Source organism: Streptomyces spiramenti (assembly GCF_012034385.1).
Lineage (GTDB): Bacteria > Actinomycetota > Actinomycetes > Streptomycetales > Streptomycetaceae > Streptomyces > Streptomyces spiramenti.
This window is the reverse complement of the sequence record NZ_JAAVJB010000039.1, coordinates 19,583-28,290: the sequence shown is the minus strand read 5'-3', so window position 1 is coordinate 28,290 and position 8,708 is coordinate 19,583. Positions and strand designations below refer to the sequence as shown.

Below are 8,708 nucleotides of genomic sequence, written 5' to 3'. Positions count from 1 at the left end.
AGCAGCCTGCCCAGCCGTGCCGGGGTGTGGGGGTGCGCCATGTCGAAGTAGTTGTAGACCATCTCGCCCGGCACGCGCGCCGACGGCGTCACCGCCGACCGGACGGCGGCCGAACGACGACCGTCCGGTCGGCGGGCCCCGGGGCGACGGACCGCTCCCCCGGGCCACGCGCCTCCCGCAGGTCCCGCAACCGGAGCCGCCACGGCAGTGCCGCGGCCTCCGCCTGCACCGCGAACGACATCTTCGAGACGCCGGCCCGGCGCTCCGCGAAGGTGATGGGCACCTCCACCGCCCGGCAGCCCGCTCGCAGCGCCCGGTGCTTGATCTCCACCTGGAAGGCGTACCCGGTGCTGCCGGCCGTGGCGGGGCGCAGCCGCCGCAGCGTCTCCGCGCTCCACAGGTTGAACCCTCCCGTGAGGTCGCGGACCCGGGAGCGGAGGACGGTCTGCGCGTACCGGTTCCCGCACCCCGAGAGCAGCCGGCGGTGCAGCCCCCAGCGGGTGGACAGCACCCCGCCGGGGACGTAGCGGCTGCCGACCACCAACCCCGCCCCGAGCGACCGCGCCACCCCGAGCAGCTCGGGGACGGCGGCCACCGGGTGGCTGCCGTCGGCGTCCATCTGGAGCACGTAGCCGCCGCCCTGCTCGGCCAGCGCCCGGCCCATCCCGGCCGCGTACGCCCGGCCCAGCCCCGTCTTCGCGGGGCGGTGGAGCACCGCCATTCGCCAGGGGCGCCCGGGTGTGTTGTGACGCAGCGCCAGCCGTTCGGCGAGCCGGCCGGTCCCGTCCGGGCTCGCGTCGTCGACCACCAGCAGCCGCAGACCGGGCAGCGGCAGCGCCAGCAGCGCGTCCGCGACCACGGTGAGCGTCAGCGCCTCGTCGTAGGTGGGCATCACCACCGTCAGCGGCGTCGCCGCCCACTCGGCCGGCAACACCCGGGGGCGCCGGCGGGCGGGGCGCCCGGTGAGCGGCACCGCCGCGCCGGACCAGCCCGGCAGCCGCGTGGTGCCCGTCCCGGTGGTGGTGCGCGCTGACTCCATGCGGCAACGCTAGGCACTGCCCGCGGAGCGCACCCCTCGGACGGGCGGTACGGGTTACCGACTGCGCCGGCCGGGTGACCCGCGTCGCCGCACCGCCCGCCCTGGGAAAAAGCGGACGGGCGGCCCGGGAGGTGTCGTCCCGGGCCGCCCGTGCGGTGCGCGGTGCCCCGGCCGCCGTTCCCGGGGGAAGCGGCGGCGGAGGGCGAGCCGTCAGCAGTCAGCGATCAGCGGTTGGAGCGGAGGAGGGTCCGCATGGTCCGCATCGCCACCGAGAGGTTGGCCAGGTCGAACGTGTCGGACTCCTGGATCTCCCGGAGGGTGGCGCGGGCACGGCCGAGGATGGCCTGGTTTCGCTCGCTCCACGCGGCGAACCGCTCCTCGGGCGCGTCGCTGGCCTCGCCGGCCGCCAGCACGTCCGCGGTGATCAGCTGGTGCGCGGCGTAGAGGTCCTCCCGGATCGCGGTGCGCGCCATCGACTGCCAGCGGTCCGCCCGCGGCAGCTCGCTGATGCGGTCCTGGAGCCGGGAGATGCCCAGCTGGTCGGCGAGGTGGTAGTACACCTGCGCGACGTCCAGCAGCTCCCGGCCGGTGCGGTCGGCGACGGCCACCACGTCGAGCGCGGGGAACGCGGCGGAGAACCCGGCCACCTGCTGGGCGAGTTCGCCCGGGACGCCCTGCTCCACCAGCTCGTCCTGGACGGAGGTGTGCCATTCGAGGTCCTGGCCGCGCAGCAGCTTGGGCAGCTCCTGCCAGACCTGGCCCACCCGGCCGGCGAACAGGTCGATGGTCTCGGCCAGTTGCAGCGGCTGCGGGCGGTTGTTGAGCAGCCAGCGCGCGGCCCGCTCCACCATGCGCCGCGAGTGCAGCCGGATGCGGGTGAGCGTCGCGGCGTCCACCTGGTTGTCCAGGCGCTCGGCGGTGTCCCAGATCTGGTTGAGCGCGAAGATCGCACGCGCCGCGGTGTGGGCCCGCAGGATCTCCTCGGTGGAGGCGCCGGACTCCTCGTGCATCCGGTGGACGAACGACGAACCGCCCACGTTGATGGTGTCGTTGACCAGCATCGTGTTGATGATCTCGCGGCGCAGCGCGTGGCCGGCGACCCGCTCGGGGAACTTCTTCCGCAGCGGGGCGGGGAAGTACAGCTGGAGCAGCCGCTGCGCGTAGGGGTCGTCCGGGAGGCCGGTCCCCATCAGCTCCTCGGTGATGGCGAGCTTGGAGTAGGCCAGCAGGACGGAGAGTTCGGGCTGGGTGAGCCCCTCCCCCGCGTGCAGCCGCTCGTGGATCTGCTCGTCGTCGGGCAGGAACTCCAGTTTGCGGTCGAGGTGGCCGTCGGCCTCCAGCCGCCGGATGAGCCGCTGGTGGGCGAGGAGCAGGCCGGGCGAGGTGGTGAGGTCGTTGGCGAGGGCGACGTTCTGCGCGTAGTTGTTGCGCAGCACGATCTCCGCGACCTCGTCGGTCATGCGGGCGAGCAGTCGGTTGCGCTGCTTGACGGTCTGGTCCCCGTTGGCGACGACGCCGTTGAGGAGGATCTTGATGTTGACCTCGTGGTCGGAGGTGTCCACACCGGCGCTGTTGTCGATGGCGTCGGTGTTGCAGTGGCCGCCGCGTTCCGCGAACTCGATGCGACCCAGCTGGGTCATGCCGAGGTTGCCGCCCTCGCCGATGACCTTGGCCCGCAGCTCGCGGCCGTCGACGCGGATGGCGTCGTTGGCGCGGTCGCCGGCGTCGGCCTGGCTCTCCTGCGAGGACTTGACGTAGGTACCGATGCCGCCGTTCCAGAGGAGGTCGACCGGCGCCCGCAGCACCGCCTGCATCAGCTCGTTGGGGGTCATCGTCGGCGCACGGCCGGGGATGCCGAGTGCGGCACGGACCTGCGGGGTGACGGGGATCGACTTGGCGGTGCGCGGGTGGATGCCGCCGCCCTTGGAGATCAGCGAGGTGTCGTACTCCGCCCAGGAGGAGCGGGGCATCTCGAACAGGCGGCGGCGCTCGGCGAAGCCGGTGGCCGCGTCCGGGTCGGGGTCGATGAAGATGTGGCGGTGGTCGAAGGCGGCGACCAGCCGGATCTTCTCCGACAGCAGCATGCCGTTGCCGAAGACGTCGCCGGACATGTCGCCGATGCCGGCGACGGTGAACTCCTGCGTCTGGGTGTTGTGCCCCAGCTCGCGGAAGTGGCGCTCGACCGACACCCAGGCGCCGCGGGCGGTGATGCCCATGCCCTTGTGGTCGTAGCCGGCGGAGCCGCCGGAGGCGAACGCGTCACCGAGCCAGAAGCCGTAGGACTGGGCGACCTCGTTGGCGATGTCGGAGAAGGTGGCGGTCCCCTTGTCGGCCGCGACCACCAGGTAGGTGTCGTCGCCGTCGTGGCGCACGACGCCGCGCGGCGGGACGACCTCGCCCTCCACCAGGTTGTCGGTGATGTCGAGCAGACCGGAGATGAAGGTCCGGTAGCAGGCGATGCCCTCCGCCAGCCAGGCGTCGCGGTCCGAGGGGGCGGGGAGTCGCTTGGCGACGAATCCGCCCTTGGCGCCGACCGGCACGATGACCGTGTTCTTGACCTCCTGCGCCTTGACCAGGCCGAGGATCTCGGTCCGGAAGTCCTCCCTCCGGTCCGACCAGCGCAGCCCGCCCCGGGCGACCTTGCCGAAGCGGAGGTGGACGCCCTCCACCCGCGGCGAGTACACCCAGATCTCGTAGGCGGGTCGCGGCTCGGGGAGGTCCGTGATGGCCTGCGGGTCCAGCTTGGTGGAGAGGTAGGGGTGCGGCAGGCCGTCCTCGCCGGTCTGGAAGTAGTTGGAGCGGAGCGTGGCGGTGATGACGGTGCGGAAGGCCCGCAGGATGCGGTCCTCGTCCAGGTTGGAGACCTGGTCGAGTGCGCCGTCCAACTCCTCCAGGATGCCGTCGGTCAGCTCACGGCCGGCGGTCTGCCGCTCGGGGTTGAGGCGGGCCTCGAAGAGGGAGACCAGCAGCCGCGTGGTGTGGACGTTCTTGCGGAGCGTCTCCTCCATGTTCTCGCGGGAGAAGCGGGCGCCCGCCTGCCAGAGGTACTTGGCGTAGGACCGCAGCACCATGGCCTGGCGCCAGGTCAGCCCGGCGGCGAGCACCAGCGCGTTGATGCCGTCGTTCTCGGCGGCGCCGGTCCAGGCGGCGGAGAAGGCGTCCTGGAACCGTTCGCGGGTGTCGCTGGTCAGCCCGGCGGCGAGATGCTCGGGGATGCGCAGCCCGAAGTCGTAGATCCAGGCGGCGGACCCGTCGGAGGGCCGCAGTTCGTAGGGGCGCTCGTCGACGACCTCCACGCCCAGGCAGTGCAGCACGGGCAGCACGGCGGAGAGCGAGACGGGGGCGCCGGTGCGGTAGATCTTGAGGCGTCGCTCGCCGGGGGCCGCGCTGACCGGCTCGTAGAGGCTCAGCGCGAACGGGTGGCGCCCGTCGCCGCCGGGGGCGGGCGAACTCGTGGCGTCGGAGTCCTGGCCGAGTTCGAGGACGTACTGGAGGTCGGCGACGGCCGCGCGCGGCGGGAAGTCCGCCTTGTAGCCCTCGGGGAAGGCGTTGTGGAAGCGGCGGCCGACCTCGGCCGCCTGCTCCTCCCCGCACTCCGCGAGGAGCGCCTCGGCGAAGCCGTCGGTCCAGGAGCGGGACGCCTCGGCGAGCCTGGTCTCGATGCGGTCGACGTCCGCCTCGGTCGTCTCGGCGAGTTCGGTGCCCGGCTGGACGCGGATGACGAAGTGCAGCCGGGAGAGAACCGACTCGGTGTTCCACGCGGTGAAGTCGACGTTCGTGCCGCCGAGTTCCTCACTGAGGATGTCGACCAGCCGCAGCCGCACCGAGGTGGTGTAGCGGTCGCGGGGCAGGTAGACGAGGGCCGAGTAGTAGCGGCCGTACTCGTCCTGCCGGAGGAACAGCCGCAGCCGGCGGCGCTCCTGGAGCTGGAGGACGGCGGTGGCGATCGAGCGGAGGGTGTCGACCGGGGTCTGGAACAGCTCGTCGCGGGGGTAGGTCTCCAGGATCTGGAGCAGGTCGCGTCCGCTGTGGCCGTCGGGGGCGAACCCGGCGGCGGCGAGCACCTCGGAGACCTTCCGGCGGATCACCGGGACCCGGCGCACCGACTCGGTGTACGCGGCGGAGGAGAACAGGCCGAGGAAGCGGCGTTCGCCCGTGACGTTGCCGTCGGCGTCGAAGGTCTTCACGCCGACGTAGTCCAGGTAGGACCGCCGGTGCACGGTGGCGCGGCTGTTGGCCTTGGTGAGAACCAGGACCCGGGGCTCGCGGGCCTTGGCGCGGGCGGCGGCGGAGAGCCGGTCGAACGCCGGGGAGGCGGCCTTCTCGACGCCGGGGTGGTAGGGCGGGTTGCCCGCGGGGTAGTGCGTGGGGTCGGAGCGGAGCACGCCGAGCCCGCTGCCGGGGACGGCGGTGAGCTGGTCGTTCCCGGCGCCGTTCTTGCGGCGGTCCAGCCGGTACTCGCGGTAGCCGATGAAGGTGAAGTGGTCGTTGGCCAGCCAGCGGAGCAGCTCGCGGGCCTCCTCGACCTCCTGGTCGGCGATGCGGTCGCCGGGCACGTCCTCGGGGAGGCCGTCGGCGATGCGGAGCGCCTGGCCGCGCATCTTCTGCCAGTCCTCCACCGCCTCGCGGACGTCGCTGAGGACGCGGCGGAGATCGGCCTCGATCTCCCTGAGGTCCTCGCGGTCGGTCTCGCGGTCGATCTCGACGTGGATCCAGGACTCGATGACGGCGTCGTCCGGCAGGTCCTCCGGCTCGTAGTTGGTGGCGCTCTCGCCGTACGGGTCGCGGCCGGCGTCGAGCACCTCCAGCAGCTTGCCGGTGATGTCCCGGCGGACGATCATCTGCGGGTGCACCACGATGTGGATGCCGCGGTCCTGCCGTGACAGTTCGTTGGTGACGGAGTCCACCAGGAACGGCATGTCGTCGGTGACGACCTCCACGACGGTGTGGCTGCAGGTCCAGCCCATCTCGTCGACGGTGGGCGTGTACACGCGGACGTTGGCGGTGCCCTGCGGGCGGGTGCCGGCGAGCCTGAAGTGGGAGAGGGCGGTGCCGCAGACGTCGACCGGGTCACGGCCGGCGAGGTCCTCCGGTGCCACGAAGAGGTAGTAGCGCTGCAGGTAGGCACGGAGTGCGGCCGCGTCCATCCCGTGCGAGGGCTGGCCGTTGTTGGGCCCCCGGTCCGCCACTTCGGCGGCACGCTCCAGTTGTTCGGCCTTGCCTTCATCCAGCTTGCTGTGCATTCCTCGAAGCTCCTGTCGCGCGCCGTTGCGGGACGTCGTGTCGGGCGTCTGGGTGGGCGGCGCCTGCGCTCTGCGGCCGGCGCCGTCGTCGCCGCTCATCCCGCGCGACATCGGCCGTGCTCCGGCCGTGAGGTGCGGGCGGGCGGCGACGGGATCGGTGGTCCACCCACCGTGGGCCCCCGCGGATCCGCGGGGGCGGGCACGGCACGGGGGGCGGCTCTGCCCCCGGCGGGTCTCGCACTGATCACGCCTGCCAGGCTATCGCCTCGGCCCCCGGGGCCGAACATGTCCGCAGTGGGCAAGACCCGCGCCGAAAGTTGGCCCTTCCGGACAGAACCGCCGGTGGGGCGGGTGCGTCGCACCGTCAGACCACCAGCGTCCGCGCCACCGCGACCGCCTCGGTCAGGGTGTCGACCACCGGGACGCCGACCTTCTCCAGACTGGCGCGGCTGTGCGAACCGCCGGTGTAGAGCACGGCCTTGGCCCCGGAGTGGCGGGCGGCGCGGGCGTCGTCCGCCGCGTCGCCGATGACGACCGTGCGGCCGGCCGACACGTCGGGAAGCTCCGCGATGTGCCGCGCCATCGCGGCGGCCTTGCCCTCGCGCGTCCCGGTGCCGAGGTCGCCGTCCACACGGAGGAAGTGGCGCTCGATGCCGAGTCGGGCGACCCAGGGCAGCAGCCGGTCGTGCGGCGCGAGGGAGCAGACCGACTGGGTGCCGCCGCCGGCGGTCCAGTCGGCCAGCAGGTCGGCGCAGTCGGCCGCGAGGCCGGCCCGCTCGCAGCGGGCGAAGTAGTGGCGGTGGAACGCGCCGTCCATCACCTCGTACTCGGCCGCGCTCGGAACGCGTCCCAGCAGCCGCTGGTAGAACCTCGGGATGGGGACGCAGTACAGCTCCCGGTAGTGCTCCAGCGTGATCGGCGGCATGCCGATCTCCTGGAACGAGGCGTTGGTGGCCTCCAGGACGACATCGATGTCGTGGAGCAGGGTGCCGTTCCAGTCCCAGACGATGTGGGCACCGTCCCAGGCGGTGCCGCCCGTCGCCGGCCGCCCGGCCGCCGCCACGACGACGGCCGGGGCCGGGGGCGGCTCCGCGGGGCCGGGCACGGGCGTGGGCGTCGTCGGGTGCGGGGCCCCCGGTGGCAGCTGATCCATGACTCGACCGTACGTGAGGGCCCGGACACGGCCGCCGCCGGCCGGGTCCCGCCGGGGCGGGCCGCGCCGCGGGAGCCGGGCGGACGACTCAGAGCAGGGTGTCGATCTCCTGGACGCCGTACCAGAGCAGTTCGTGGTCCTCGGCGTCGTCCACGGCCGAACGGGGGGCGTCGCCGCCACGGCCGGGTTCGGCGAGGACCGCGACGGCGGCGGCGACGACGTCCGCCGCGTCGTCCGCGTCGACGTGGACGGCGGCGATGTCGGCGAGCGGGACGACCGCGTCGAGGACCACCTCGCTCACGGCCTCGGGGTCCGCCGGGGAGCCGGGCCGCACGACGCCGTCGGGCACGTCCGCCGCCAGCACCACCCGGCGGGGCGGGGCCGCGGGGTCGGCAACGAGCTGCGCCAGGGCTGCGTGCGCGGCCCGCCCCAGGGCCTCGTACTCCAGCTCCTCGTCACCGGCGCCGGGGTCCCACGCGCGCAGCGCCGGGGTGACGGCGTGGGCGGTCACCGGCGCGGGTGCCACCGCACCGGTGCGGTGCAGCTCGGCCAGCCGGGGGACGGTCAGAGGGAGGTAGACGCGCATGCCCTCAAGGATACGGTCGGCCGATCGCGTCGACCGGCGCCCCGGGCCCGCCCCGGCCCGCCCCCGCGGGGTCGCCGCCGCGCCGACCGGGCGACACCGGCCCGGAGCGGTTGCCTTGCGCGTGTCCGATTGATTACACTCCGCAGTTGTTACTGAGGGGTAGCACACGGGGAGGGGTTTTCATGGGGGTCAGTACACGCCGTCCGGGCACGACCGGGGGAACGCGCCGACCGGGTGGCGTCACCGCACCGCGAGGGCCGGCCGGGCCGGGGCCGGGCCGAGGCGGGCTGCCGCGCCGACCGGGCATGCCGGATCCGGCGCGACCGCACGACTGGTTCGCCGAACGGCTCTTCCAGGTCCTCAGCGGTCGCGTTCCGGTCCACACGCTGCTCGGCCACGTCCGTCCCGGCGCCTTCGAGCAGCTCGTCCGACTGGCGGACGCCGCTCCGCTGCACGGCGGCGGAGCCCCCGCCGCCGTCCGGCAGGTCGGCTTCTGCCGACCCGCCACCGGGGTGCTGGAGGTCTTCGCCCGGATCGGCTCCGCGGAACGGGTCCAGGCGCTCGCCTTCCGGCTGGAGCAGCACCGCGGCCGGTGGTGGTGCAGCGCCGTCGAACTGGGCCCCGGTCCCCGCCGCCGGGCCCGCGTCCCCACCGGCGGCTGAGCGCGCGCCGCCCGCACGCCGTGCT

Annotated in this window: 5 protein-coding genes; 1 reads left to right on the top strand and 4 read right to left on the bottom strand. The window is 73.7% G+C overall.

The window, feature by feature from the left end; genetic code table 11:
• Positions 1-88: 88 nt before the first annotated feature.
• From HCJ92_RS07770 to HCJ92_RS07755, 4 genes are all read right to left on the bottom strand, one after another.
• Positions 89-1,039, bottom strand: coding sequence for a polyprenol monophosphomannose synthase (locus tag HCJ92_RS07770; RefSeq protein ID WP_167932712.1), 951 nt, complete (start codon positions 1,037-1,039; stop codon positions 89-91).
• A 224-nt stretch (positions 1,040-1,263) separates the two neighbouring features.
• Entirely contained in the window at positions 1,264-6,282 is a 5,019-nt protein-coding gene (locus HCJ92_RS07765) for an NAD-glutamate dehydrogenase (RefSeq protein WP_167932711.1), read from the bottom strand.
• A gap of 364 nt (positions 6,283-6,646) precedes the next feature.
• Positions 6,647-7,435 carry an HAD family hydrolase gene (locus tag HCJ92_RS07760; RefSeq protein WP_167932710.1) on the bottom strand — a complete coding sequence of 263 codons (789 nt, stop codon included), beginning with the start codon at positions 7,433-7,435 and terminating at the stop codon, positions 6,647-6,649.
• 88 nt (positions 7,436-7,523) lie between these two features.
• Positions 7,524-8,021, bottom strand: a complete 498-nt coding sequence (locus HCJ92_RS07755; RefSeq protein WP_167932709.1) for a DUF6912 family protein — start codon at positions 8,019-8,021, stop codon at positions 7,524-7,526.
• Between the two features lie 305 nt (positions 8,022-8,326).
• Here HCJ92_RS07755 and HCJ92_RS07750 point away from each other — a divergent pair, with 305 nt between their 5' ends.
• Entirely contained in the window at positions 8,327-8,683 is a 357-nt protein-coding gene (locus HCJ92_RS07750; RefSeq protein ID WP_167932708.1) for an Rv3235 family protein, read from the top strand.
• Positions 8,684-8,708 lie beyond the last annotated feature (25 nt).